Raw genomic sequence first — 26,358 nt, 5'->3', positions numbered from 1 at the left:
CGCTACATCGACGAACAACGCAAACTCAACGACGACTTCGTCGCCGAACGCAACCGACCCCCGCCCTTCTAGCGGCACAGCGGGTGTCTACACCAGAGGATCACGGTAACAAGATCGACAAGTTCGGATAACGTCCGCCGTTCGGTCGAAAACCACTGCTACGCTGGCGCTTCCGGCATGAAGAGTGTCCTGAACTGAAGTGCGAGGAAGGCGATGGCTACCCGTCGAGCGTCAGCGGCGTTGTTGACCGCCACCGTCATGTTGGTCGCCATGATCGCCACCCTCGTCCGCCCGAGCGACGTCGCCTCCGCCGTACCCGTCGGCCAGATCTGGACCGGACGCTTCAACGTCGTCAGCTACGCCTCCCAGAAGGCAGGCACCAGCCCCGCCGCCCTGCAGCCCGAAGCCGACTTCACCGGTCAGTACGTCTTCAAGACCGACTGTGTCAGCGGCTCCTGCATCGCCACCGTGGTGAGCGGCCCACGCTCCACCAACCCGACCGTCCCCCAGCCCCTGCGCTATACCTGGGACGGCTCGCGCTGGACCCAGTCCTACGACTGGCAATGGGATTGCTTCATGGGCGACGGTGTTCCGAAAGTGTGGGCACCGGCACGCAGTTTCGTCTACTACGTCCCCCAGCGCGACGGCTCACTGGAAGGCAGCTGGCGCACCGACATTCTCGGCGGCCCATGCAACGGCAACGTCACCATGGCAGTCGCCGCATACCCCGTCTGGTGACCCCTCACCGCTGCGCCAGCGCCCGCAGGAAGAACGTCATGTTGGCCGGCCGCTCCGCGAGCCTGCGCACAAAGTAGCCGTACCACTGCGTGCCGAACGGAACATACACGCGCACAGCATCTCCCGCCTCGGCCAACCGCCGCTGCTCGGCGTCACGGATTCCGTACAGCATCTGGTACTCGAAGTCGCCGGCACCGCGCCCGTGCGCCGAAGCCAACCCCGGGACCGCATCGATCACCACCGGATCGTGCGACGCCACCATCGGATAGCCCCGCCCCGCCATCAATGTCTCCAGGCACCGCAGATACGAATCGGTGACCGCGTCGGCCTCCCGGAACGCCACCGACCGCGGTTCGTCATAGGCGCCCTTGCACAACCGGATCCGCGCACCCGACGCCGCGAACTCGGCACAGTCCTCCGCCGTGCGGTGCAGGTACGCCTGCAGCACCGTGCCGAGCCAGGAAAATTCCGTGCGCAGTTCCCGCACGATCGACAGCGTCGAATCCGTCGTCGTGTGGTCCTCGGCGTCCACGGTCACCCACACCCCGACCCGCTGCGCATGGGTGCACACCGTGTGCGCGTTCTCCAGCGCGATCTTCTCCCCGTCGCGCGGCAACGCCTGCCCCAACGCGGACAGTTTCAGCGACACCTCCAGCGGCCGCACCGAGCCGGCAGGTTCCGAACGCCGGTCCAACCGGTCGAGCAGCTTCACATACGCCTCGACGGTCGCGTTCGCCGTGTCGGCGTCGGTGACGTCCTCCCCCAGATAGTCGACGCTCACCATGCGCCCCGAATCCCGCAGCGCTGCCACCGAATCCAGCGCGTCGTCGACACCCTCCCCGGGCACGAACCGGTGCACCACATTTCGGGTGACGGACAACCGCTCGGCCGTGTGGCGCAGCGACGACGACCGCGCGGCGGCGAGGATCGCGGGCCGGGCGAAACGCTGAAAGGCACCCATCGCTCACACCTCCATGTGGGGATAGTCGTGGGTGGTCGGCGGAACGAAGTTCTCCTTGAGCGAGCGCGCCGACGTCCACCGCATCAGGTTCAGCGCCGACCCCGCCTTGTCGTTCGTGCCCGATGCCCGCGACCCACCGAAGGGCTGCTGCCCGACCACGGCCCCGGTCGGCTTGTCATTGACGTAGAAGTTGCCCGCGGTGTGCCGTAGCCGCTGCTGTGCGCGCAGGACGGCCTGGCGGTCGTCGGCGATCACCGCACCGGTCAGCGCGTATTTGGCGCCGCCGTCGACGACGTCGAGGATGCGCTCGTAGTCGTCGTCGGGATAGACGTGCACCGACAGGATCGGCCCGAAGTACTCGGTGCAGAACGACTCGTCGGACGGATCGTCGGACAGCAGCACCGTCGGGCGTACGAAGAACCCCTCGCCGTCGTCGTAGTCCCCGCCGACCGCGACGGTCACCGACGGTGCGCTCTTGGCCCGCTCGATCGCCGCGACGTTCTTGGCGTACGCCCGCGAGTCGATCAACGCCCCACCGAAATTCGACAGGTCGGTGACGTCGCCGTAGCGCAGCGCCTCGGTCGCGCCGAGTAGATCGTCGCCCATCCGCTGCCACACCGACCGCGGCACGAACGCCCGCGACGCCGCCGAACACTTCTGCCCCTGGTAGTCGAACGCGCCGCGGATCAACGCGGTCCGCAGCACGTCCGGCTGCGCGCTCGCATGTGCGACGACGAAGTCCTTGCCGCCGGTCTCCCCCACGAGCCGCGGATAGCCGTTGTACCGCTCGATGTTCGTGCCGACCTCACGCCACAGGTGCTGGAACGTCGCGGTCGACCCGGTGAAGTGGATACCCGCCAGGCGCGGATCGGCCAGCGCCACGTCGGACACCGCCTTACCGTCGCCGGCCAGCAGGTTGATCACCCCGTCCGGCAGGCCGGCCGCCTCGAGCAGCTGCATCGTCAGGTGTGCGGCGAACATCTGCGTCGGCGACGGCTTCCACACCACGGTGTTGCCCATCAGGGCGGGCGCCGTGGGCAGGTTGCCCGCGATGGCGGTGAAGTTGAACGGGGTGATCGCGTAGACGAACCCCTCCAGCGGCCGGTAGTCGGTGCGGTTCCACACCCCCCGCGTGCTCATCGGCTGCTGGTTGAGGATCTGCCGGGCGAACGCGACGTTGAACCGCCAGAAGTCGATCAGCTCGCACGCGGCGTCGATCTCCGCCTGATACGCCGACTTCGACTGGCCCAGCATCGTCGCCGCGACCAGCGTCTCCCGCCACGGTCCTGCGAGCAGGTCGGCCGCCCGCAGGAACACCGCGGCGCGTTCGTCGAACGGCGTCGCCTCCCAGCCCGGTTTGGCCGCCAGCGCGGCGTCGATCGCGGCGCGCGCATCCTCGTGCGTGGCATTGGTCAGTGTGCCCAGCCGCGCATGGTGACGATGCGGTTGCACGACGTCGATGCGCTCGCCCTCCCCCATGCGGCGGCGGCCGCCGATGACGTGGGGCAGGTCGATCGACTCCGGGGCCACCGTGGCGAGGGCTTGGGTCAGGCGGTCCCGCTCACCCGAACCCGGGGCGTAATCGTGCACCGGCTCATTGGCGGGCAGGGGTACTTCGGTGATCGCGTCCATGGCACCAGAATCGCCGAGCTGAGACCTGCATCACTTAGCTGATCCGCCAAAGAAACACGCGTCGCCTATTACGATCCGACAATATGCGCCCAGCCCGTATCCGGCTCGGCGAACTGCTGTTGGCGCTGGACCGCACGATGGTCACGCTGCAGCAGGCGCCGCGCGGCCTCGACCTGCCGGTGGCCTCGGTCGCCCTCGTCGACGCCGACGACGTGCGGCTCGGCATCGCCCCGTCGGCCGGCAACGCCGACCTGTTCTTCCTGCTCGGTGTGCCCGCCGACGCCGCCGTCCGCTGGTTCACCGCCCAACCCCGGCCGCCGGTGGCCGTCTTCGTCAAGAATCCCTCACCCGATTTCGTCGAGCACGCCGCCGACCGCGGCGCCGAGGTCGTCGCCGTCGACCCGCACGCTCGTTGGGAGCGGCTCTACCGGCTGGTCAACCAGTTCTTCGACCACCACACCGACCGGGACGACCCGCCGCTGCCCGGGGGCACCGATCTGTTCGGGCTGGCGCAGTCGATCGCCGACCGGGCCCGCGGCATGGTGAGCATCGAGGACGCCCAGTCCCACGTTTTGGCCTACTCGGCATCGAGCGAGGAGGCCGACGAACTGCGCCGACTGTCGATCCTCGGCCGCGCCGGACCGCCCGAACACCTGGCCTGGATCGGGCAGTGGGGCATTTTCGACGCACTGCGGTCCTCCCCCGACGTCGTGCGCGTGGCCGAGCGCCCCGAACTCGGGTTGCGGCCGCGCATGGCGGTCGGCATCCATCTGCCCTCGAGCTCCCGTCGGACACCGACGTTCGCGGGCACCATCTGGCTGCAGCAGGGTTCGGCCCCGTTCGCCGACGACGCCGAGGAAGTGCTGCGCGGCGGGGCGGTGCTGGCCGCGCGCGTGCTCGACCGGATGGCCGCCGCGCCGTCGACCCACACCCTGCGGGTACGGGAACTCCTCGGTCTCACCGACGACACCGACGTCGACATCGGCGCGATCGCCCGCGAGCTCGGCGTCGACGCCGACAGCCGCGCGGCGCTGATCGGTTTCGGCACCGAGCCGCCCCCCGACGTGATCGCACTCAGCGCGACGGCTTTTCGCGCCGACGCTCAGGTCGCCTCGACCGGTGAACGGGTGTACGTGCTGTTCCCGAAGATCGGCGCCCCGGCGTCGGTGACGTCATGGGTGCGTGGCGTGGCCGGGATGCTGCGTCGCGAGGTGGGGCTGACACTGCACGCCGTCATCGCCGCCCCGCTGGACGGGCTCGCCGACGCGGCGGCCGCGCGCGTCGAGATCGACCGCGTCTTCGACAGCGCTGCAAGGCATCCCGGTGCCATCGGGCAGATCACATCGCTGGCCGACGCCCGCACGACGGTGGTGCTCGACGAGATCGTCGCCCACGTCGCCGACCATCCCGGGCTCATCGACCCGCGCGTGCGCACGCTACGCGACCATGAACCGCTGCTCGCCGACACCCTGCGCGCCTACCTCGACGGTTTCGGTGACATTGCGGCAATAGCGATCCGAATGCACGTGCACCCCAACACGATCCGCTACCGCATCCGCCGCATCGAGACCCTGCTGGACACCTCGCTCGACGACCCCGACGACCGCCTCGTGCTCGCACTCGGGCTGCGGGCCACCGAAGGAGCTCAGCCGGTGAACGCTCCCTCGACCAGTTCGTCGAAGCGGTCCAGCGCCTCGTCGCTGTCGTCGTCGATCCCGCGCAGCGGTCCGCGGTCCTCCAGGTAGCGCCGCGCATACAGCCGCGCCACCAACGCTTTACGCTCACCGCCCCGCTCGGCGCGCTCCCACGCCGCCTGTTCGGTCAGCAGCGCACCGGCGTACACGTCGGCCATGTACTGCGCCAGCGGGAACAGTCGCGCCTCGGCGACCGCCCCGTCGAGCTTGGTCCACGCCGTCACCGCCGCCTCCAGATCCAGTACCCGTTGCGACACCAGGGCGGTCGTCGCGTCGTCGTCGGACACCGACACGGCGTCGTGCAACCGGCTCAGCAGCGCCTCGTGGGCCGCAGCGCGCCGGATGCCGCGCGCCACGTCCAGGCACAGGATGTTGTCCGGCCCCTCCCAGATCGTGTTGACCTGTGCATCGCGCAGCAGCCGCGCGACGGGCCAGTCCTCGATGTAGCCGTTGCCGCCGTGGATCTCGATCGCGTCCGACGCCATCGTGATGCCCAGGCGGCACACCTTGAGCTTGGTGACCGGGACCGCGATGCGCTGCCGGATCCGCCGTGGCTGACGGTGATTCGCCAGTCCGGTGCCGTCGAACACCAGCGCCTGGGCGGCCTCGACGTCGACGATCATCTCGGCGAGTTTGCGCCGCATCAGCGGTTTGTCGATCAACGCCGATCCGAACGCGTGCCGGTGCCGCGCATAGGTCAGCGATTCCACCAGCGCGCGCCGCGCGTTGCCGAGCGCGAACAGCGCGATGCCCAGGCGGGCGGCGTTGGTGAGCTCCATCATCCGGCCCAGCCCCTTGCCGTCCGACGGACCCGCCTCGGTGCTCGGCTCGCCGGAGAGCAGGAACGCCTCGGCGTCGGCGAACTCCACCTCCCCCGACGCCACCGACCGGGTGCCGAGCTTGTTCTTGAGCCGCCGGATCCGGACCCCGTTGCGGGTGCCGTCGCGCCGGGTGCGCAGCACGAGGAACGAGGCCACCCCCCGCCCGGAGTCCGGGGCCCCTTCGGGTTTGGCGAGGACGACGAACGCCTCACCGTCGCAGTTGGAGGCGAACCACTTGAACCCGTTGAGCCGCCAGGCGTCGCCGTCGCGGGTCGCCGTCGTCTCCAGCGCACCCAGGTCCGAGCCGCCGGTGCGCTCGGTGAGCATCTGCGCGGTCTCCCCCGCCCACTCGCCGGATTCGAACTTCGCCAGCACGTGGTCGCGGACGTCGGTCGGCGCGTACGCCGCCACCAGCGCCTGCACCATCCCGCCGCCGGTGCCCAACGCGCAGCCCATCCCGATGTCGGCCTGATCGAGCAGGTAGTTCGCCGCGAACATCGGGATCGACGAGCGACCGCCTGCGGCGCGGACGTCGTCGCGCAGCGCCTGCTGGCTGTCCAGCACAGCGCGTTTGGCCGCGGTGAACGACGGCGGCATGACCACGCGGCTGACGTCGTGGCCCCACTTGTCGTAGCGCTCCAGCCACGGCGGGTTGCGGTCGGTCTCCTCTGCCCACCGCGCGACGTCGCCGCCCATCAGCGCGCCGATCCGCGTCAGATGCGTTTCGGCGATCGGCAATTGGTCCGGCGGCAGGTAGTAGGCCAACATGAACTGCAGCGTCGGATCGGTGGTGTACCAGTTGAGCCCGACGGCCCCGGCGTAGCGCTCGGTGCGGTAACGCTCGGCCTTCTCCTGAGTGTGGAACGCGTCGCTCATCGACTGCGACGGTATTACGGCGGCGACGTGCTAGCGGTGATTCGCCGAAAGCCGTTCCGCGGCGGCGGCGATGCGCTCGTCGGTGGCGGTCAACGCCAGCCGGACGTGCTGGGCGCCGCGGGGTCCGTAGAACTCTCCCGGCGCGGCCAGGATCCCGAGCCGCGCCAACCGGTCGACGGTCTCCCGGCACGGCTCACCGCGGGTGGCCCACAGGTACAACCCCGCCTCGGAATGGTCGACGGTGTAGCCGGCGCCCTGCAGGGCGGGCAGCAGCACCGCACGGCGACGGGCGTAGCGCTCCCGCTGTTCGTGTTCGTGGGCGTCGTCGTCGAGCGCTGCCACCATCGCGGCCTGTACCGGTGTCGGCACCATCATCCCGGCGTGTTTGCGGACGGCGAGCAGCTCGCCGACCACCGCCGGGTCACCGGCCACGAACCCCGCGCGATACCCCGCCAGCGAGGACGTCTTGGACAGCGAGTGCATCGCCAGCAGCCCGGTGTGGTCACCGTCGCAGACCGACGGGTGCAGCACCGAAACCGGTTCGGCCTCCCACGCCAAGCCGAGGTAGCACTCGTCGGACGCCACAAGCACCCCACGTTCGCGCGCCCACCCGACGACCTTGCGGAGGTGGTCGAGGCCCAGGACGCGGCCGGTCGGGTTGCTCGGGGAGTTGAGGAAGATCAGCGCCGGTGTCTGCGGCCCCAGCTGGGTGAGGGAGTCCGCCCGCAGCACCTGGGCGTGGGCCAGCCGCGCGCCGACATCGTAGGTGGGGTACGCCAGTTCGGGCACCACGACCAGGTCGTCGGGGCCCGCGCCGAGCAGGGTGGGCAGCCACGCGATCAGCTCCTTGGAGCCGATCACGGGCAGCACCGCATCGTCGGTCAGCCCGGTGATGCCGTAGCGGCGTTCCAGCGCGGCGATCGCCGACGCACGCAACGCCGGCGTACCGGCCGTCGTCGGATATCCCGGCGCGCCACTCGCCGCGGCGAGCGCATCGCGGATGACCGGGGCCACCTCGTCCACGGGCGTGCCGACCGACAGGTCGACGATGCCGTCGGGGTGCGAGCGGGCGAGCGCGCCGGCGTCGGCGAGCGTGTCCCAGGGGAATTCGGGCAACCGGGCGGAGACCGCCCGGCGCGCTACCTCAGGGGTGGACGTGTCAGTCCTCGCCCTGCGGCGGCAGGTCCTTGACGGCCTGCGGATCGTTGTCGGTCTGACCCACCTTCGACGCGCCACCAGGAGAGCCCAGGTCGGCGAAGAAGTCCGCGTTGTGCTGGGTGTAACCGCCCCACTGATCCGGGACGTCGTCCTCGTAGTAGATCGCCTCGACCGGGCACACCGGTTCGCAGGCTCCACAGTCGACGCACTCGTCGGGGTGGATGTACAGCATGCGTGCGCCCTCGTAGATGCAGTCGACGGGGCATTCCTCGATGCATGCCTTGTCTTTCACGTCGACACAGGGTTCGGCAATGACGTACGTCACCGGTTCTCCTAGGTGTTCCTCGGTCCAACTGTCCAGTGGGCTGCCCCGGAAGTATGCCCATCCGGCACCTGGACGGTTGTCTCAGCCTGCCCTAACTTTTCACGCGCCCTCCGCACCAGGATTGCGCGCGGTTACTGATACTAAACGTCGCACATACAAAACGCCCACCCGCCACGCCTGATGCGCGTAAGCGGCACTGCGCTGCGGAGACGAAGACGCCACGGCTCCCGTCGGGGAACCGTGGCGTTCGGACCGTGCGCGTCAGGACTGCTTGAGCGCCTCGATCTCGAGGGTGATGGTCACCTTGTCGCCGACGACGGTGCCGCCGGTCTCCAGCGGGGCGTCGAAGTCGATGCCGTAGTCCTTGCGGTTGAGGACGACGGAGGCCTCGAAGCCGGCGACCTCGCCGTGGCCCATCCCGGGGTTGGTGCCTATGAACTCCAGGTCGAGGGTGATCGGACGCGTGTGGCCCTTGAGCGTGAACTCACCGTCGAGGGCGTAACGGTTGCCCTCGGTGCGCACGCCGGTGGAGGTGAAGGTCGCGGTGGGGTGGTTCGCGGTGTCGAAGAAGTCGGCCGCCCGCAGGTGCTCGTCGCGCTGGGGGTTGCGGGTGTTGAGCGAGGCCACGTTGATCTCGGCCGATACCGACGCGGTGCCGTCCTCACCGACGGTGATGGTGCCGCTGAAGTCGTCGAATGTGCCGCGCACCTTGCTCACCATCAGGTGGCGTACGGCGAAGCCCAGCGTCGAGTGGATGGGGTCGATGGCCCAGGTGCCGACGCCGAGCGCGGTGGCAGTGGAGGTGGTCGAGGTCATGGGAGTCTCCTTGGGGTCGTGCGCCGGGCAGGTTCCGGCACTCAATCAACACAAACGGACCTCGGTCCGGTTCTATTCCGGGCGGGCGGTAACGCCCGCTCTCCCGGGTCGATGTGTTCTCGGGTGCCCGCGATCGCAGGCGCACCGTCACGAACCACCTCGGGGGGATTCCATGAAGAAGATCGTCGTCGGTTTCGCGTGCGCGGCACTGGCCACACCGTCGCTGGCGCTGGTGAGCGCTCCAGTGGCGGGCGCGTACCGCAACTGCGACGAGGCGCGTGCCGTGGGGGCGGCGCCGATCCTCGCCGGCCAGCCCGGCTACAGCGCCAAACTCGACCGCGACGGTGACGGCGTGGCTTGCGAGACGGGTGGCGCGCCGGTCTACGCACCGGCGCCGGTGGTGGCCGCCGGCTACAACGTCGTCGTCGACTGGACAGGCACCGACTGCATCGACATCACAGTGCCCACCCCGGACACCCGCGCTTACCAGGTGGTCAACCGGTGCGGTGGGCGCGCGACATTCGGCCAGCCGGTGATCGACGCGAACTCCTACATCGGCGCCGACCCCGCGATCGGCGACGCCGCGACGCTCTCGTGCGAGATCCTCTCCGGCCGACTGGTCGACTCCGGCGTGGCCGGCGACGGACACGACGTGACCTGCCTGACCACAGCGGGCCTGCTGCCCTGACGGGTCAGGCCGCCAGCGGCGCGTAGGTGGTGGTCCGCTGCCGCGCCGGGCGGCCGATGCCCTCGGCGATCGCGACGAGTTCCTCGACGGTCTTCGCCGAGCCGTTCTCCGAACCCGCCATCCGCGAGATGGTCTCCTCCATCAACGTTCCGCCGAGATCGTTGGCGCCGCCCTGCAACATCACCTGTGTGCGCTCGACGCCGAGTTTGACCCAACTGGTCTGTATGTGAGAGATCCTGCCGTGCAACATGATCCGCGCCAGCGCGTGGACCGCCCGGTTGTCGCGGTGCGTCGGGCCGGGACGGGAGCCGCCCGCCAGGTAGAGCGGTGAGGACTGGTGCACGAACGGCAGCGGTACGAACTCGGTGAAACCGCCTGTGCGGTCCTGGATCTCGCGCAGCACGCGCAGGTGACCGACCCAGTGGTGCGGCTGGTCGACGTGGCCGTACATCATCGTCGAACTCGACCGTAGCCCCACCTCGTGAGCGGTGGTGACCACGTCGATCCACATCGAGGTCGGCAGCTTGCCCTTGGTCAGCACCCAGCGCACCTCGTCGTCGAGGATCTCCGCGGCGGTGCCCGGGATGGTGTCCAGCCCGGCCTCGCGCAGCGCGGTCAGCCACTCGCGCACCGACATTCCGCTCTTGGTGACGCCGTTGGCGATCTCCATCGGGGAGAACGCGTGCACATGCATCGACGGCACCCGCTTCTTCACCGCGCGCACCAGGTCCGCGTAACCGGTGACCGGCAGCTCGGGGTCGATCCCGCCCTGCATGCACACCTCGGTGGCCCCGGCGACGTGCGCCTCCCACGCTCGTTGGGCGACTTCGTCGGTCGACAGCGAATACGCGTCGGCGTCGCCCTTGCGTTGCGCGAAGGCGCAGAACCGGCAGCCGGTGTAGCAGATGTTGGTGAAGTTGATGTTGCGGTTGACCACGAATGTCACGTCGTCACCGACGGCGTCGCGGCGCAACGAATCCGCAAGCGCGGCAACGGCGTCCAGCGCCGGACCGTCGGCGGTGGCCAGTGCGAGGTACTCGTCATCCGAGAGTGCCGCCGGGTCGCGTTCCGCGGCCCGCAACGCCGCCAGCACGTCGGTGTCGATGCGCTCGGGCGCCCGCGCCGCCAGCTCGTGGACCTTCTCGCGGATGGACTCCCAGTCGCCGAAGGCGCTTCCCAGATCGCTGCGGGTGTCGGTCAACCGACCCTCGCTGTCGATGGCCTCGTGCAGGTCGATCCGGCCCAGCGACTGCAGCGCCTCGTCGGGTTCCTGCCACGGCCGGCCCACCGGGTTCACGTCGAGTGCGAGCCCGGTCCCCGGGTCGGCCAGCGCGTCGACATGCCCCCGCACCCGCGGATCGATCCACGCCGCACCGGCCTGCACGTACTGCGGTTGCGCGGTCAGGCGCTGCGTCAGGTCGTATCCGGCCTCGGCGGTAACGTCGGCCAGATCATCGAGGGCGGGCCACGGGCGTTCCGGGTTGACGTGGTCGGGGGTCAGCGGCGAGACGCCACCCCAGTCGTCGACGCCGGCGGCGATCAGCGCCAGGCACTCTTCGCGCGACACCAGGTTCGGCGGCGCCTGGATGCGCACCTTCGGGCCGAGCACCAGACGTGTGGTCGCGACCGTGGCGAGGAAGTCCTCGATCCCGGCGTCGGGCGTGGACGCCATCGCGGTGTGGTCCTTGGCCCGGAAGTTCTGCACAATCACTTCCTGGATGTGCCCGAACTCCTTGTGCGACTTGCGGATCGCGTGCATCGTCTCGGCGCGTTCGGCGAGCGTCTCACCGATCCCGACGAGCAGTCCGGTGGTGAACGGGATCGACAGGCGGCCGGCGTCGTCGAGGGTGCGCAACCGCACTGCCGGATCCTTGTCGGGGCTGCCGTAGTGCGCCAAACCCTTGGTCTCGAAGAGCCGCCGGGAAGTCGTCTCGAGCATCATGCCCATCGACGGCGCAACGGGTTTGAGCCGCGAGAGCTCCGCCCAGCTCATCACGCCGGGGTTGAGGTGCGGCAGCAGGCCGGTCTCCTCGAGCACGCGGATCGCCATGGCGCGCACGTAATCGAGGGTGGAGTCGTAACCGCGCTCGTCGAGCCACTGACGGGCCTCGTCCCACCGCTCCTCGGGACGGTCACCGAGCGTGAAAAGGGCTTCCTTGCAACCGAGTTCGGCACCGCGGCGGGCCACGTCGAGGATCTCGTCGGGCTCCATGTACATGCCGAGTCCCTGGGCGCGCAGCCGTCCGGGCACCGTCACGAACGTGCAGTAGTGGCAGGTGTCGCGGCACAGGTGCGTGACCGGGATGAACACCTTGCGCGAATAGGTCACCGGCAGGCGGCCGTTGGGTCCGCGGCGACCGGCGGAGGTCAGGCCGGCATCGCGCACCCGCGCCGCGCTGGCGCACAGGTCGGCGAGGTCGTCGCCGCGCGCGGTCATGGCGATCGCTGCTTCGTCGACATTGAGGGCGACGCCGTCGCGGGCCCGGCGCAGTACACGCCGCAGCGCGGCGGAACCGGGGGCTGCGGGCGTCGGCGGGAACACCGGGCTGGGCAGATCAGCGCCGTGCTGGGGGTTCAGAGCCACTCTCCTTTAACCCCGGCGGAGGCAACTTTCATCCGCGCGTCTCACATCCTGGAAGCACTGACTCCGGCATATCGGCCACAGTAGTCCGCTCCCACTTCAGTCGGCACGGGCACGCCTGAGCAGCCACGCGGCCGGAGCGACCCCGACGACGGTGTAGATCAGCACGCCGTAGGTCATCACGTCATGGCCGCCGAAGACGACGTCGCCGCCCGGACCGAAGGCGAACAGCACGACCAGCGTCGCCAGCCACGCCCACAGCGGGAGGGCGGCGAGGCGGTTCGAGGCGGTCCACTGCTGTGCCGCCCAGACCAATGCGGCGTTGAGGAGGCCGACGATCAGCGCGCTGACCGGGAACGCGACCGCGCCGATGCGCAGCGGGAGGAAGAACGCGCCGAGGATGGCAGCGAGCACACCGTCGACGGTGAGAAGCGCCAGGATGGCGGCGCGGGCCGGCGACGTCCTCAGGTCGGGATGCTGTCGAGCACACCCACCAGAGAACCGACCACCCACTGGAAGCTGTCGAGGCGGTCCTGCCAGTGCTGCAGGTTGGGATCAAGGTCGGGATCCATGACTGCCCCTTCGATGTCGCCGGATGTGGTGGAGCCTACCGTGACCCGTGTTCGCTACGCCACGGTGACGCCGGCGAGCAGGTCGGTTTCCCACCCTCGGTCGTCGCGGGGGCCGGGCTCCCCGGAGACCAACACGTAGTGCTCCTCGGCCGGAATCGGCATCGCGATGTTGTTGCTCAGTGCGCAGCTCTGCCCGTTCGGCGCGACGGTCACCTGGGTGGCGTGGGCGCGCAGGGCGGCGACCTTGGCCGCGAGAGCGTCGCGGACGTATACGACGGCGTCGATGCGGTCGTCGGTGTAGCCGAACGGCACGTCGTCGATGCTGATCCGCACCCAGTTCTCGGGGATGTCGGCGGCGGCGTCGAGCGCCTCCTGCATGGCGGTCCTGGCCAGGACGGTCCAGTACACCTTCGGCACCTGCCAGTGCGCACGCTCGACGGCGGTCATGGTGACGCGGTGGGTCTGGATGTGGTCAGGGTGGCCGTATCCGCCGTCGGGGTCGTAGGTGACGACGACGTGGGGTCGGAACTCGTCGATGGTGGCGGCGAGCAGCCCGCTGGCCTCGGTCATGTCGGCGTCGACGAAGCGGGGATGGTGGCGCGCCGGCGTGCCCTCCATGCCGGAGTCGCGCCAGTGCCCGGGCCCGCCGAGGAAGCGGGGCCCGTCGATGCCCAGCGCGGTCAGGGCGGCCGTGAGCTCGCTGATGCGGTAGCCGCCGAGTTGGTCGGCGTGATCGACGGCGAGTTGGGCGTAGCGCTCCCCGATCACCTCGCCCTCCTCGCCGAGGGTGCAGGTGACGACGCGCACGTCCGCGCCGCGGGTGACGTAGTGGGCGATGGTGCCGCCGGTGGTCAGGGTCTCGTCGTCCGGATGGGCGTGGACGAACAGCAGGCGGGGCGCTTGTGCAGTCATCAGCGGTGAATGTACGCCGGTGCGTCTCCGCCGCGCGGCGACGCATGACGGGGCGCTGACGGCAAACTCTTCCGGTTTTCGGCAGGTTTCCAGCGCAACTGGTTTCGCCGTAGGCGGGGCGTGGGCTGCCGGTTACCGGGTGTGATGACCTTCGGAATTCGTGGTGATACCTATCGCGGTGAATCTTTCTTTATTGCAAGGGTTTTGCACCCCGTCGACGGACGCTCGCGGGGGAACTGCCGTTCACTTGTGGGCATGTGGTGCAGATCACAACGTTGCGATTGTAAAGAAAGAACTTTCGACTGCAATCACCTGTCGTTGCGACGGCAGCAATTACCTCCGAGGCCGCGTCGGCCGGTGTTACGTTTCGCCGCACCTGAGATTCAGCTGAGAGGGAGGTAATAAATGTCGAAGCACCGCAAGCGGCCGCTCCGTAACCGTGTGAGGAGAGCCGCCGTGATGGGCGGGGTGACCGCGACCGCGACGGCCTTGACGATGGGGCTGACCGCCCCGGCGGCCGGCGCCTCGGCGGTGCCCGACCAGAAGGCTCCCCGCACGGATGCGGTCGAGCTGACCGCCCTCTCGCCGACCGACATCCTCAACCTGGGCAGCGTCGTCAACCTCGGCGATCTGCTGGGGCTGAACTTCGACGCCATCAACGGCATCCCGGATCTGCTGGAGCCGTTGGGGATCAACCTCGTCACGACCGGTCCCCCGTTCGGGCTGGCCAACCTGTTCGGGCTCAACCTGGGCTATGTGCCCGCATTCCCGGGGGCCATTGTCGACGAGGTCACCAGCACTGAACCGGGTCTGAACATCGGGCAGTTGCTTGGGCTGGTGAACCCGCAGTTGCCTGCGGTGATCGCCGGACTCGATGCCCTGGCGCCGCTGCTTGAGCCCCTCGGAATCGAGGTCCCTGACATCCCTCTCGCGAACGGAGTTCGCATCCCGATCGTCGTCGGCTTTGGTTTGGGAGCGCTCTCGACAGGTCTCGCCTATCCCCAGATCCGCGATTACTTCACGTCCGAGGAGCAGCGGGACATCCTGACGATCCTGCCGCTCCTTCTGCTGCGGAACTGGGGCCGCGCCGATGGTGGTATCGCGGCGCGCTTCGCACCGCTGCTCGACCCACTCGTCCGCCTCTTCGGCTACGAGAGTGTCGTCACCCCCGACGTCGAAAACGATGCGGACTACGTGAACATCGGCACCGAACCACTCACGGCCGCACAGGTGTTAGCACTGACCGGCGTCTTGGCTCCACTGCCAATCCCTGCGGCGCAGAAGGCCGCGTTGATCGGTGCGCTCACCATCGGCCTGCCCGACATCTCCATCCCCACCGGCGGACTCATCCCGATCAAGATCGACGCGACGGCGGAATACGACCCCTTCTCGGACTTCCCGGCCTGGCCGAACCCGGTCTCGCTCGCGAATTCCGTTGCGGCAGGCCTGTTTCCGACCTACCTCCTGCGTGGTGGCGATGTCGCGGCCCTGGCGCCGCAACTCGCCGCGGCGCTGCCGGGGATCATCGGCGGACTTCTCGACGAGGACGGGGCGATCAACATCTTCCTGACCATCCCGTCGGACCGTCAGCCGATTCTCGAGCCGTTCCGCTACCCGGCCGATGTCGCCAACTTCTTCACCGGCGGCGCCTTCGGCTTCACCAACCCGTTCGCGGATGCCATCGAGCCGGCCATCAAGATCCTCGGGAACCTGGGTTACACGAACGTCGTCCAGAACCCGACCGCGGCACAGCTCGCCGCCGGCATCGACCCGTATGACCGCGATTTCTCCAACAACTACGGTCAGGATTACGCACCCTTCTTCACCTTCCCCGACAACGTCGACTGGGGTCAGGTGCCGGGCGACGTGATCGAAGCCCTCGTCGACGGAGTCCGCGACGCCTTCTTCTTCGGCGGCATCCCGGGGGTCAACAACCCGCCCGACGGCATCTACCGCAACCCGATCGACGTCCTCGGCGACCTGGCGAGCCTGATCCAGAACCTGCCGCCGCTGCCGATCGGCCTGCCCAGCGGGCCGACGACGACCATCACCGCGAATGACGCCCTTGAAGAGGCCACGCCACCGCCAGCCAACCAGAGCCAGCTCGACCAGGGCTCGCAGAAGGTGACCCTCGAGGTCAGCGGTGGCGCGGCCGAGCTCGAGCCGGGTACCGACGTGACCGGCAAGAAGGACCCGATCCTGCGCAACCGCCCGGGCAAGCAACCGGCTCTGATCAAGAATCTGCGCGAAGCGGGCGAGAACGTCCGCGACGCGATGGAGGGCGGCGTCGACCGGCTCAACGATGCGGGCGAGCACCTCCGCAAGACGCTGACCGGTGGGTTGAAGAAGCAGCCCGCTCGCGAGGCCAAGGACGACCAACCCACGAACAGCCAGAACGAGGACAAGCCGGACAAGGAAGCACCCGCTTCCGAAACCGACTGACCGCAGCCAAGGAACGACCCCGGGGCGTGCTGCCCCGGGGTCGCTTCGTCCGCTCTAAACCTGTCGACGCATATTCTCAGGAAATCGACCACTCAGGCTGCTGTATTCTCAGGCCAGTCTCAGCTACGCTTTACCGATTGAACGCTGCGCACGTGGGGAGGGCGCCATGCGGCGGGCCATCGCCCCTTTTCTGGCCACCGGGGTAGTCATATCCGGTGCTGCCGTCGTGGTGGCGAACCCTGTTGTCCCGCTGCCGTCGGACATCCGTGTCTCCGCATCGGATTTCACCGCCGACGGTCACCGGCTCGACGTCCTCGACCCTGAGTTCCTGCAGTCGATCGGCGCCATCCGCCAGGACTGGCTCAGCTCCATCGAGGTGCTGCAGCGGCTGTTCAACGACGTCTCCACCACCGGGCGCGATTCGGTGATCTCCGCATTCGGCACCGGTCTGACCTACACCGAACCCGCTATCCCGCTGTCGGTCGAGGACTTCGCCCCCAACCATGAGCGATCGCTGGTCAGCCACACCCCCACCCCCTTGCCGGTGGGTGTACCGTCGGACGCGATCGGCAACGTCGTCGGCGCCCTGACCGACATCGGCACCAGCTTCGGCGAGGCCGGCATCACCTTCGTCAAGCAGGTCAGCATGGCTCCTGCGGTCGCGCTGGTGCTGACCCAACAGGTGGTGCAGCAACTGCTTACCGGCAAGATCGGTCCCGACGAGGCGCTCCGCCGCCTGATCGTGGAACCGCTCACCGCCCTGCTGGCCGGGCACCCGAATCTCACCGGTATCGAAGAGATCGACAAGGCCTTCCACGAGAGTGCGCTCAAACCTCTCATCCGCGCGTTGATCCGTAACCTGCCGAAACCGATCGGGAAGCCTGGGGGTTTGATCGACCACGTCGACCAGACCGTCGACGACGTCGCAGGCGAAATCCGCGACGGCGCCGCGCCCACGACCAAACCCGGGACCACCGCCCAATCGCAGCTGCCTTCAACGGGAACGGCACCCCAACTTCCCGTGATCATCGAAGAGCCCGCCGCCGGCGACGCCGAGGTTCCCACCAAGACAGTGCGGCCGAGCACGGCGAAGCTCCCCAAGGCTGGCGATCTGGCCAAGGAGTTCGGCGTCCGCGTTCAGCAGGGTCTCGACAACATGCAGTCGACGATCAAGCGCTTGACCCAGGGCCCGAAGAAGAACACTCCGTCGTCGACCAAAGACACCGGCGACGCCACTACCGGCGGCAAGAACGACGATGCCGATCAGGACGCCGACACCTCGTCGCCGAATTCCACGTCGTCCCCGGACGAGAAGCCGAGCGACAAGCCGGCCGGAAACGACGACGGCGCTCAGTCGTAAGACCGCAACCGCATCAAAGCGTCACTGTGACGCTTCGCCGCTCGTGTGAAACCCCGTTGAAAGACTCGGTCATGCGATAGGGCGCATGTCAGCCATTTGACGTCCGCGTCAGCGTCGTGCCGTTCCCAGCGCCGTCTCGGGGCGCCTCCGACCGCTCAGCAAGCGCACGATCAGACCCGCGCACCGCCTACCTGTCCGTTCGCTGCGCAGCGCTCCAGGAAGTTAACTGGACGCCTCAGCCGACTCTCAGATTTCTCGGTCCTTGATAAGGTGGCTAACTACATATGCGCGCTTATACGTCTCGCCGCCCAGGCTACAGCTAACTACTCGAGACGGCCGTGCCTCCGAGTACGGCGACTCGGCTAAGAAGCGGGACCGCCGGCGCGACTCACCCGAATAATCCTCCCACGACCACTCATCACCCACGCCAGAGAAGTCCTGCACAGGTACCCATTTTCGCGAGCGTCAAAACATCCCTCTCAGCTGGGACATCCGCGCCTCCCCGGGCCCCGGCCGGGGCCGCCTGCGCTTCCTGAGAACGTCCGCGCCAGCCCTTCCCGGCCACTGCGGCCGGTTCCCACGTCGATCCGCCTCGGTTCTTTGCCGACACCCCGTCGGACCCAAAACCAGCGAAGACCTGCCCAAACGGTAGCTCCATCACAAGTCCTTGCTGAAACAACAACATGACGACCGTCAACTCGGCGCGACGCGACCTAGAAGCGTCGGAGTGCACCCATCAACGCCAGATAGGCAATCCGCCACCCCGAACACACGACGGCCATACGCTCGAAGAACCTTCACGGTTCAATGTTCCAGCAATTGTCGTTAGCATGGTGAACGACTTTTCACCCCGATCGGAGACAGCTCGTCCCACACCGCCGTCGATTTGCCATTCCGGCGCTTTGTGAACGCGGGCGACATCGAAGGCTAATTACGAGTAGCAGCCGTCAGGCAAACGCGAATCGTAACCTCAGAAAAGCTCCGTAGAAAAAGGCGGGTACCACTTTGTTACTTAGGTAGTTCTCAGGTATGTTTTGCTCCGTCGGGCTTTTTGAGACTCTGAGGGGATGTCATGGAAGTTGCTGTTCGGTCGTACTTGACCGCCGGTGTGGCCGTTGTGGGAGCTACATCGATCGCGTTGGCTCCGGTCGAGGTTCTGCCCCCGGACTTCCAGATTCGTGGCGACCGGATGGTCGCGGTGCTCGACGACGTTTCGCTGTCGGCCCTGTCTGATCTGATCGCCGCCGCCCAGTCCGCGTGGGCGCCGGTCGGTGGTGCGCTCAACAGCGCCTCTCAGGCGACCCAGGCCGCGATCATCGGTCTCGGCGGAGCGCTTCAGGAAGCGCTCGTGAACGCTGTCGGGGAAGGCAACAACGCGTTCCAGGCCGTGGTCGAGGGCCTGCTCGACGGCGGTAGCGTCCTGGCCACCGCGGTCGACAACGCGCTCGCCAACTTCCCGTCGCCCGAGGCCTTCGTCGACGCCGTCGTGTCCGCGTTCGCGTCGATCAATCTGGATCTCGCCGGCGCCATCGAGATCGCTCTCGAAGCCGCGCTGGACCTCGACATCACTCTGGACGCCGGCGCCATCGGTGAGGCGTTCCTCGAGGCCGGTGCCGACCTGGCCGCCGCGTTCAACGCCGCACTGGCCGCGTTCCCGACGCCGGAGGAATTCGTCGGAGCCTTCGAGGCTGCGCTGGAAGGCGTCATCCCGGGCTTCAACGCTGTCGCCACCGCCGCCGCCGAGGCGTTCACCGAGCTGTCGGGTGAGCTCGCCGCCGCCATCGAGGCGGGTCTCGCCACGGGTGCCACCGCATTCGAGGCGTTGGTCGACGGACTGCTCGACGCCGGTGGTGAGCTCGCCGCCGCGTTCAACGCCGCGCTCGAGGCGTTCCCGACCCCCGAGGCGTTCATCGACGCGCTGGTCTCGGCGTTCGGCGCCATCGACGTCGACCTCGGTGCCGCACTCGACGTGGCGCTCGAAGCGCTTGTCGACCTGGGGATCGACCTGGACGCCACCGCGATCGCCGAAGCGCTCATCGAAGCCGGTGCCGATCTGGCTGCCGCGTTCGGGGACGTCTTCGACGGCTTCCCCACCCCGGCCGACTTCTTCGCCGCGTTCAACGCCGCCATCACGGGTGTGCTGCCGGGCCTCAACGCGTTCGCCGAGGCCGCCGGTGAGGCGCTCACCGACCTGTCGGGTGCGCTGGCCGCGGCCATCGACGCCGGCGCCGCCGCCGGTATCGGCGCGTTCGATGCCGTCGTCAACGGTCTGCTCGATGCGGGCAGCGATCTCGCCGCCGCGTTCGCGGCCGCGATCGAGGCGTTCCCGACGCCAGAGGCCTTCCTCGACGCGTTCGTGGATGCGTTCGCCGCCATCGACGTCGACCTGGGTGCGGCGCTCGATGTCGCGCTCGAGGCGATCGTCGACCTCGGTCTGGCCCTCGACGCCACGGCTGTCGCCGAGGCGCTCATCGAAGCCGGCGCCGACCTGGCCGCCGTGTTCGAAGGCGCCATCGAAGGCTTCCCGACCCCGGCGGACTTCCTCGCGGCCTTCAACGCCGCCGTCGCCGGTCTCGTCCCGGGCTTCAACGTGCTCGCCGAGGCCGCGGCCGAGGCGTTCACCGATCTCTCGGGCGCGCTGTCGGCGGCTCTGGAAGCCGGTGCCATCGCGGGTCTGGACGCGTTCGGATCCCTCATCGCCGGGCTGCAGGACATCGGCGGCGAACTGTCCGCCGCCTTCAACGCTGCGATCGAGGCGTTCCCGACGCCAGAGGCGTTCATCGATGCCCTCGTGTCGGCGTTCGGCGCGATCGACGTCGACCTGGGTGCGGCGCTCGACGTGGCGCTCGAAGCCATCGTCGACCTCGGCCTGGACCTCGACGCCGGTGCCATCGCCGACGCGCTGCTCGAAGCGGGTGCGGATTTCGCCGCGCTGTTCGACGGTGTGCTGGAGGGCTTCCCGACTCCGGACGAGTTCATCGCGGCCTTCAACGCCGCCCTCGAAGGCGTCATCCCGGGCTTCGATGCGCTCGCCGCGGCGACCGCCGAGGTGTTCGGTGACCTGTCGGGTGCCCTCACCACGGCGCTGGAGACCGGCTTCGCCGCCGGGGTGGACGCGTTCGACGCAATCGTCACCGGCCTGCTGGACGCGGGTAGCGATCTCGCCGCGGCCTTCAACGCCGCGATCGAGGCGTTCCCGACGCCGGAGGCGTTCGTCGACGCCCTGGTCTCGGCCTTCGGTGCCATCGACGTCGACCTGGCGGCGGCCATCGACGCCGCGCTCGAGGTCGTCGTGGACCTGGGTCTGAACCTGGATGCGACCGCGATCGGCGAGGCCCTCGCCGAAGCCGGTGCCGAACTCGCCGCGATCTTCGACGCCGCCCTCGAGGGCTTCCCGTCGCCCGTGGAATTCGTGGCCGCCTTCGAGGCCGCGCTGGAGGGCTTCATCCCGGGCCTCACCGCCCTGGCCGACGCCACCGGCACCGCGATCGCCAATTTCTCCGGCGCGCTGTCGGCCGCCATCGAGGCCGGCCTGGCTGCCGGTGAGACGGCGTTCGAGGCGGTCCTCGCCGGCCTGCAGGACGCGGGCGGTCAGCTGGCCGCGGCGTTCGAGGCCGCCCTCGGCGCATTCCCGACGCCCGAGGCGTTCCTCGACGCCTTCATCGGCGCCCTGAACGCGATCGACATCGACCTCGGCGCTTCGATCGACGCGGCGCTGGACCTGATCGTCGACCTCGGCATCGACCTGGACGCCGGCCTCATCGCCGACGTGCTGGCCAACGCGGGTGCCGAACTGGCTGCGGCGTTCGACGCCGCGATCGCGGGCTTCCCGACCCCGGCTGAGTTCGCCGCCGCGATCGAGACCTCCATCGAGGCGTTCGCACCCGGCTTCGACGCCATCGCCGATGCCACCGCCGACGCGATCGGCAACCTGTCGGCCGCGCTGACCGCTGCCATCCAGACCGGCATCGACATCAGCGGCGAGTCGTTCGGCGCCTTCCTCGAGGCACTCGTCGAAGGTGGCGGCACGCTCGCCGCCGCGTTCGAGGCAGCCGTCGAGAATCTGCCCAGCCCGGCGGTGTTCATCGATGCGCTCATCGATGCCTCGGCCTCGCTCGGACCGGTGCTGTCCGACCTCGGGCTCTCGCTGGAAGCGGGTCTCGAGGCCGGCCTGGACCTGGGTGCCGCGGCACTGGAAGGCTTCGCCGAGGTCGGTGCGGACATCTCCGCGGCGATCGGCGCGAGCCTCGAGGGTCTGCCGACCCCGGCGGAGTTCGTCGAATCGTTCGGCGAGGCCGGCGCGTACTTCGGTGCGGCAGCCGATTCGCTGACCGAAATCGGCACGGATGCGGTCAACAACATCGCAGCGGCCACCCGCGCGGTGGTCAACGCGTTCCGCGCCACGGCGATCTCTGCCTTGGAGAACGGCAACGACGCGGCCCAGGCCATCGGCGCCGGCATCTTCGCGGCGGCGCGGGCCTTCGCCGAGGCGGCCAGCGACGTCAACATCGGCGGTGCGATCAGCGCGGCGATCAGCGGTGCCATCCGCGGGGCTCTCGGCGGGTTCGGCGGCAGCATCGGTGGTAGCGCGGGCGGCGGCATCGAGGCCAACCGCGTCAACGCCGACGCCTTGCGCACCGGTGCGGTCCAGTCCTCGGACGCTGCGGACGCCTCGGTGGGCAGCGGATCGCGTGCGGTGACGCTGACGACCGAGGACGCCCCGGCGGCCAAGGCGCCGGCCACCAACGCACTGCCGCGACTGCCCGAACTGCCGACCAAGATCACGCTGCCCGCGCCGGCGAACCCGGCTGCCGATCTGCAGAAGCAGGTCACCGAGGCACAGGCGGAGCTGCGTGAGGCGGTCGACAACGCCGGTAAGCAGATCAACGACGGGCTGACCCAGACCCGCAAGAACCTCGAGGGTGCGGTCAACGAGACCCGCAAGAACCTCGAGGGTGCGGCGAACCAGACCCGCAAGAACCTCGAGGGTGCGGCCAACCAGACCCGCAAGAACCTCGACGGGGTCCGGAAGAACATCGAGAAGGCGGTCGGCGGCAACAAGAAGCCGGCCAAGGACTCGAACGACAGCTCCTCGACGAAGACCGAGAAGAAGACCTCCGACTCGGAGTAATCAGCAGCACCGCGAGCGGCCCCGGACCACACGGTCCGGGGCCGCTTTGCGTTTGCCCGGTGACCGGCGCACGTGGCCGGGATGCGCTTGTCTGGCATGCACGTCGACGTGACGAATTTCTGTCTGCAAACAGTTGGCCGCCTTGTTGACGCCATCGTCATCAGCAAAAGACGGCTCGTTCGGTCACCGACAGCAACTCTTCATTGCCCACTCAATGATCATAAAATGATCGTGATGTAGCTAGAGGCTGTCAGATGGCAGACGCAGACGCGACTTTGCGACGGTTCTAGCGAGTTTTATCTCGGCACCTAGCTGGTGTATTGCGTTTCGTGGATAGTCGCTGCGTCTGACGCGGGCCACCTTACGTCGACGTAAGCAAGTTTGCTCAATCCGCTTCCTGTGACCTTACTGAGAGGTAAGTTGCGGTTTCGTCAACAAAACTCCGACGCAAGGAGACTCATGCACCTCGCAGCCCGCTCTTATCTCGCCACCGGCGTAGCGCTCGTCGGCGCCGGCGCCATCGCGATCAGCCCGGTGGCACCGCCTTTGCCGGACGTGAAGGTACCCACCCTGTCGACCATCGGCGTCGAACTGAATGCAGCCGTCAATCCCATCCAGACCTGGATCGACGTCTTCGGCACAACGGCCGAGAATCTCGCCATCCTCGGGCAGATGGTGGCCGAGAACCCTGCCCCGATCCTGCAGCAGGTGATCGAAAATCAGCTGGGGTACATCGAGAAGCTCGCGCCGGCATTCCAGGACTTCGCCGTGGGCTTCGTCGAGGCGCTGGATCCCTTCAACCCCGACGGGATCCCGGCGAACGTCGTGGACGCCCTCGAGCTCATCGTCACGGGGCACCCAGCCCAGGGCTTCCCGGAGTTGTTCCAGGCGTTCCTCACCCCAATCCTCTTCCCCGCGCTCGGCGTGCTCGTGGGCGTTCAGGAAGTCATCACGGCCACCGCCGAGAACATGCTCGACGTCGCCAACATGGCCGTGACTGTCTTCGCGACGGTCGCACTCGGCGTTCTCTCGCCGATCGCAACCGGCTTCGGGGCAGTGGGCGTGGCGACCCAGGCCATCGTGGACGCCGCGGTCGATGGCGACATCCTCGGCGCGATCACAGCGGCGCTCGACGTGCCCGGGTTCGTCACCGGCGCCGTCCTCAACGGGTTCGACTTCAACGGCGGCCTGCTGACGCCCGAATTCGGCACGATCGCGGGCCTGCTCAACCTGCGTCAGATGATCGCCGATGCCCTCAAGCCCGCGGCACCGGTGTTACGAGTCGCCGACGTGCCGTCGACGGACACCGAAGCCGCCGACACCGTCACCTCCGACATCACCGAGTCCGGTGTGACCGGGGCGTCGTTCAAGAGCGCGGTCGACGCCGGTGACGCGTCCGAGAGCTACTCCCCTGAGCCAGATGACGTAATAGCCGTCGTCGACGAGAAGGCCGGCGACGAAACGGTCGTCGAACCCCCCGAGGAGGAGGCGCCCGTGACGGAGGCCCCAGCCGAGGAGGCTACGGAGGAAGAGGAGAACGACGAGGAGGCCGCTCAAGAGGACGCCGCTGACGAGGACGTCACCGAACAGGAGCCGTCGAACGACGAGAACGGTTCCGGCGGAGCCGACAACGGCGGCGGTGACAGCGAGAGCGGCAACGACAACACCGACAACGACAACACCGGCAACGACAACGGCGGAGGCGACGCCGAGTAAATCTCCATCGTTCGACGAAGGCCCCTTCCTCGGAGGGGGCCTTCCTGATGTCACTGGGGCGTTTTCACCCAGTTGCCGGCATCGCCGACGATGCCCACCGGCACCGCGCCGGACAGGCTCACGTTCCGCACACTCGGCCCCGCCGCGACGATCGTGGTGTCCTGCAGGATCGGCAACACCGTCCACATGTTCCACAGCCGCGGTTCGACCGCGTCGATCACCTCGGCGATCGGCTCGCTGCCGTCGAGGGCGGCGTCGATCTTGGGCTGGATGCTGCGGTCGCAGACACCGGTGATGTTGCTCGGCGCCTGCACCAGCGCGCCGGACTCCGGAGCGGGGCTCGGCGTGGCGGTCGGCGTGGCCTGCGGGGTCGACGGCGGTGCGGGCGGGGCCGGCGGTTCGGACGTCTGCGCCGGCGGTGTCGTCGAGGGTGCGGCGGGCGCGGTCGCGACGGGCGTCGCCTCCAGCGCCGGGCAGCCGTATCGCGACGCCAACGCGGTCGCGAGGTCTCCCCCGGCCTGATGCCAGCCCACGATCGCGTCGACGCGGTTCTCGGCCATTGCCTCCCCGTAGAGGGTCACCGGGTCGAGCGCCAGCACCGACGCGTCGATGCCGACGTTGCGCAGCTGATCGGCCGCGGTGTTCGCCACCGCCACCGACGTCGGATCGTTGGCCGCCACCCCGAGCACCAGGTTCAGCGGCACACCGTCTTTCGTGATCCGACCGCGCGTGTGATCCGGTTCGGGCCCCGGCGGCGCATCCCCGGGCCCTGCCAGCTCGTACCCGGCCTCGGCCAGCAGTTCCAGTGCCGCCTCGGTACCCAGCGCCGGCGGCGCGGTCGGCACGTAGCCGGGGTCCGACGGTGAGCGCACCTGCGCCTGCGCCAGCGTGACGGTGTTGTCGTCGCCGGCACCCACCGACGCCAGCAGGTCGACGTCGAGCAGGCCGAGGATCGCGCGGCGGACCGACGGGTCGGCCAGTTTCGGCAGCTGCCCCCGCAACGTCACCTGCATGACCCGCGGGGTCACGATCCGCGCGGTCCGTACGTCCGGGATCGCGCTGAGTTGCGCGAAAGTCGCTGCGCCGCCGTGCACTTGCGCCACCTGGGTGTCCCCGTTGCGGATCGAGTCCGCCAGCGCGGCGGGCGCCCCACCCCGACGAAACAGCACCAGATCGGGTTTGGCGGGGGCGCTCCAGTAGCGGTCGTTGCGGGCCAGCAGGATCTCGTCGCGCTGCGGGTCGATGGTCTCCACCCGGAACTGTCCGCCCGTCACCGGCATCGCCTCTTCCAGCCCGGCACCGAAGCCGCCGGGGACGTCCTTGACGATGTGCGCGGGCAGGATGTTGTTGAACAATTCACGCCAGGCCGGATACGGCTGCGAGAACGTGACCACGACCTGTTTGGCGCCTTCGACCGACTGCACGCCGGTGATCAGGTCGTAGCCGGCCGGGTCGACGACGCCGGGCTGGCTGACCATCTGCCGCCACAGATACCAATAGTCGTCGGCGCCGATCGGGGCGTTGTCCGTCCACTGCGCCTCGGGCCGGATCTTGTAGGTCACGGTGAACGGGTTCTCGTTCGTCACCTCGGCCGACACCAACAGCGTCGGGTCGAGCTCCCACCGCGATCCGGTCGGGGTGTTCGGGTCGGGGATCGGCCGGAACGAACTGGGCAGCACCAGCGCGGCGATCGCCGCGTTGACCGGCGACTGGTCCGACAGCAAATGCGGGTTGAACCCCGGCCCGATCGAATCGATCGCGACGATCACCTGGGTCGCCTTGGGCGCGGGCGGCGGTGTGGTCTCCGGCGTCTCGGTGCTTTGCGGCGCAGGCGGCGGGCTCACGGTGCAGCCGCCCAGCAGGGCGCTGACGGAGAGAAGCACCCCCAACGCCACGCGGTAACGGCGGGGACGGGTCGGCACGCTGCTCAGACTA

18 protein-coding genes are annotated in these 26,358 nt (G+C 68.6%); 7 read left to right on the top strand and 11 right to left on the bottom strand.

Going from position 1 to position 26,358, the window contains the following annotated elements; translation table 11 throughout:
- Positions 1-213: 213 nt before the first annotated feature.
- Positions 214-738 (top strand): hypothetical protein, encoded by a 525-nt coding sequence (locus AU194_RS05580; RefSeq protein WP_059088238.1) that lies wholly within the window; start codon positions 214-216, stop codon positions 736-738.
- A gap of 4 nt (positions 739-742) precedes the next feature.
- On the opposite strand, the gene AU194_RS05575 is transcribed toward AU194_RS05580, so the two are convergent.
- Both AU194_RS05575 and pruA read right to left on the bottom strand, forming a co-directional pair.
- Complete coding sequence (locus tag AU194_RS05575) at positions 743-1,699, bottom strand: proline dehydrogenase family protein (RefSeq protein WP_059088237.1); 957 nt, start codon at positions 1,697-1,699, stop codon at positions 743-745.
- A gap of 3 nt (positions 1,700-1,702) precedes the next feature.
- Positions 1,703-3,331 (bottom strand): L-glutamate gamma-semialdehyde dehydrogenase, encoded by a 1,629-nt coding sequence (pruA, locus tag AU194_RS05570; protein WP_059088236.1) that lies wholly within the window; start codon positions 3,329-3,331, stop codon positions 1,703-1,705.
- An 83-nt stretch (positions 3,332-3,414) separates the two neighbouring features.
- On the opposite strand from pruA, the gene AU194_RS30940 reads away from it, so the two are divergent.
- Positions 3,415-5,076, top strand: a complete 1,662-nt coding sequence (locus AU194_RS30940) for a CdaR family transcriptional regulator (protein WP_082698489.1) — start codon at positions 3,415-3,417, stop codon at positions 5,074-5,076.
- On the opposite strand, the gene AU194_RS05545 is transcribed toward AU194_RS30940, so the two are convergent.
- From AU194_RS05545 to AU194_RS05530, 4 genes are all read right to left on the bottom strand, one after another.
- Positions 4,977-6,722 carry an acyl-CoA dehydrogenase family protein gene (locus tag AU194_RS05545; protein WP_059088231.1) on the bottom strand — a complete coding sequence of 582 codons (1,746 nt, stop codon included), beginning with the start codon at positions 6,720-6,722 and terminating at the stop codon, positions 4,977-4,979. The two genes, AU194_RS30940 and AU194_RS05545, sit on opposite strands and share 100 nt — an antisense overlap.
- A 30-nt stretch (positions 6,723-6,752) precedes the next feature.
- Positions 6,753-7,838, bottom strand: coding sequence for a succinyldiaminopimelate transaminase (dapC, locus tag AU194_RS05540; protein ID WP_082698488.1), 1,086 nt, complete (start codon positions 7,836-7,838; stop codon positions 6,753-6,755).
- A 43-nt stretch (positions 7,839-7,881) separates the two neighbouring features.
- The gene (fdxA, locus tag AU194_RS05535; RefSeq protein WP_059088230.1) at positions 7,882-8,205 is read right to left on the bottom strand and encodes a ferredoxin; all 324 of its coding nucleotides are present in this window, start codon (positions 8,203-8,205) and stop codon (positions 7,882-7,884) included.
- A 261-nt stretch (positions 8,206-8,466) separates the two neighbouring features.
- A complete protein-coding gene (locus AU194_RS05530) occupies positions 8,467-9,021 on the bottom strand; it encodes a YceI family protein (protein WP_059088229.1) in 555 nt (184 codons plus the stop codon).
- 172 nt (positions 9,022-9,193) lie between these two features.
- Between AU194_RS05530 and AU194_RS30935 the strand changes: the two genes are divergently transcribed.
- The gene (locus tag AU194_RS30935) at positions 9,194-9,709 is read left to right on the top strand and encodes an excalibur calcium-binding domain-containing protein (protein WP_082698487.1); all 516 of its coding nucleotides are present in this window, start codon (positions 9,194-9,196) and stop codon (positions 9,707-9,709) included.
- Positions 9,710-9,713: 4 nt separating this feature from the next.
- On the opposite strand, the gene AU194_RS05520 is transcribed toward AU194_RS30935, so the two are convergent.
- The 4 genes from AU194_RS05520 to AU194_RS32135 form a co-directional block, all read right to left on the bottom strand.
- Positions 9,714-12,293 (bottom strand): bifunctional FO biosynthesis protein CofGH, encoded by a 2,580-nt coding sequence (locus AU194_RS05520; protein WP_059088228.1) that lies wholly within the window; start codon positions 12,291-12,293, stop codon positions 9,714-9,716.
- Between the two features lie 96 nt (positions 12,294-12,389).
- On the bottom strand, positions 12,390-12,803 hold the full coding sequence (locus AU194_RS05515; protein ID WP_059088227.1) for a hypothetical protein: 414 nt from the start codon (positions 12,801-12,803) through the stop codon (positions 12,390-12,392).
- Between the two features lie 113 nt (positions 12,804-12,916).
- Positions 12,917-13,777 carry an N-acetyl-1-D-myo-inositol-2-amino-2-deoxy-alpha-D-glucopyranoside deacetylase gene (mshB, locus tag AU194_RS05510; RefSeq protein ID WP_197417523.1) on the bottom strand — a complete coding sequence of 287 codons (861 nt, stop codon included), beginning with the start codon at positions 13,775-13,777 and terminating at the stop codon, positions 12,917-12,919.
- A 380-nt stretch (positions 13,778-14,157) separates the two neighbouring features.
- Positions 14,158-14,478, bottom strand: coding sequence for a hypothetical protein (locus AU194_RS32135; protein ID WP_197417520.1), 321 nt, complete (start codon positions 14,476-14,478; stop codon positions 14,158-14,160).
- On the opposite strand from AU194_RS32135, the gene AU194_RS05505 reads away from it, so the two are divergent.
- The 4 genes from AU194_RS05505 to AU194_RS05490 all read left to right on the top strand — a co-directional run bounded on the left by AU194_RS05505 (position 14,459) and on the right by AU194_RS05490 (position 24,423).
- Positions 14,459-16,216 (top strand): PE-PPE domain-containing protein, encoded by a 1,758-nt coding sequence (locus AU194_RS05505; protein WP_197417519.1) that lies wholly within the window; start codon positions 14,459-14,461, stop codon positions 16,214-16,216. The genes AU194_RS32135 and AU194_RS05505 overlap by 20 nt on opposite strands.
- 166 nt (positions 16,217-16,382) lie before the next feature.
- A complete protein-coding gene (locus tag AU194_RS05500) occupies positions 16,383-17,576 on the top strand; it encodes a hypothetical protein (protein ID WP_231743171.1) in 1,194 nt (397 codons plus the stop codon).
- Positions 17,577-18,648: 1,072 nt separating this feature from the next.
- A complete protein-coding gene (locus tag AU194_RS05495) occupies positions 18,649-22,707 on the top strand; it encodes a hypothetical protein (protein ID WP_059088223.1) in 4,059 nt (1,352 codons plus the stop codon).
- Between the two features lie 459 nt (positions 22,708-23,166).
- Entirely contained in the window at positions 23,167-24,423 is a 1,257-nt protein-coding gene (locus AU194_RS05490) for a hypothetical protein (RefSeq protein WP_059088222.1), read from the top strand.
- 50 nt (positions 24,424-24,473) lie between these two features.
- On the opposite strand, the gene AU194_RS05485 is transcribed toward AU194_RS05490, so the two are convergent.
- The gene (locus tag AU194_RS05485) at positions 24,474-26,345 is read right to left on the bottom strand and encodes an ABC transporter family substrate-binding protein (protein WP_059088221.1); all 1,872 of its coding nucleotides are present in this window, start codon (positions 26,343-26,345) and stop codon (positions 24,474-24,476) included.
- Positions 26,346-26,358 lie beyond the last annotated feature (13 nt).

Source organism: Mycobacterium sp. GA-2829, assembly GCF_001499965.1.
Lineage (GTDB): Bacteria > Actinomycetota > Actinomycetes > Mycobacteriales > Mycobacteriaceae > Mycobacterium.
This window is presented reverse-complemented; position numbering and strand designations above follow the sequence as displayed.

Excerpts from the sequence above, each read along its gene's own strand:
- AU194_RS05580 (WP_059088238.1), top strand. The coding sequence starts at position 214 with ATGGCTACCCGTCGAGCGTCAGCGGCGTTGTTGACCGCCACCGTCATG.
- AU194_RS05575 (WP_059088237.1), bottom strand. The coding sequence starts at position 1,699 with ATGGGTGCCTTTCAGCGTTTCGCCCGGCCCGCGATCCTCGCCGCCGCG.
- pruA (WP_059088236.1), bottom strand. The coding sequence starts at position 3,331 with ATGGACGCGATCACCGAAGTACCCCTGCCCGCCAATGAGCCGGTGCAC.
- AU194_RS30940 (WP_082698489.1), top strand. The coding sequence starts at position 3,415 with ATGCGCCCAGCCCGTATCCGGCTCGGCGAACTGCTGTTGGCGCTGGAC.
- AU194_RS05545 (WP_059088231.1), bottom strand. The coding sequence starts at position 6,722 with ATGAGCGACGCGTTCCACACTCAGGAGAAGGCCGAGCGTTACCGCACC.
- AU194_RS05530 (WP_059088229.1), bottom strand. The coding sequence starts at position 9,021 with ATGACCTCGACCACCTCCACTGCCACCGCGCTCGGCGTCGGCACCTGG.
- AU194_RS30935 (WP_082698487.1), top strand. The coding sequence starts at position 9,194 with ATGAAGAAGATCGTCGTCGGTTTCGCGTGCGCGGCACTGGCCACACCG.
- AU194_RS05500 (WP_231743171.1), top strand. The coding sequence starts at position 16,383 with ATGCGGCGGGCCATCGCCCCTTTTCTGGCCACCGGGGTAGTCATATCC.
- AU194_RS05495 (WP_059088223.1), top strand. The coding sequence starts at position 18,649 with ATGGAAGTTGCTGTTCGGTCGTACTTGACCGCCGGTGTGGCCGTTGTG.
- AU194_RS05490 (WP_059088222.1), top strand. The coding sequence starts at position 23,167 with ATGCACCTCGCAGCCCGCTCTTATCTCGCCACCGGCGTAGCGCTCGTC.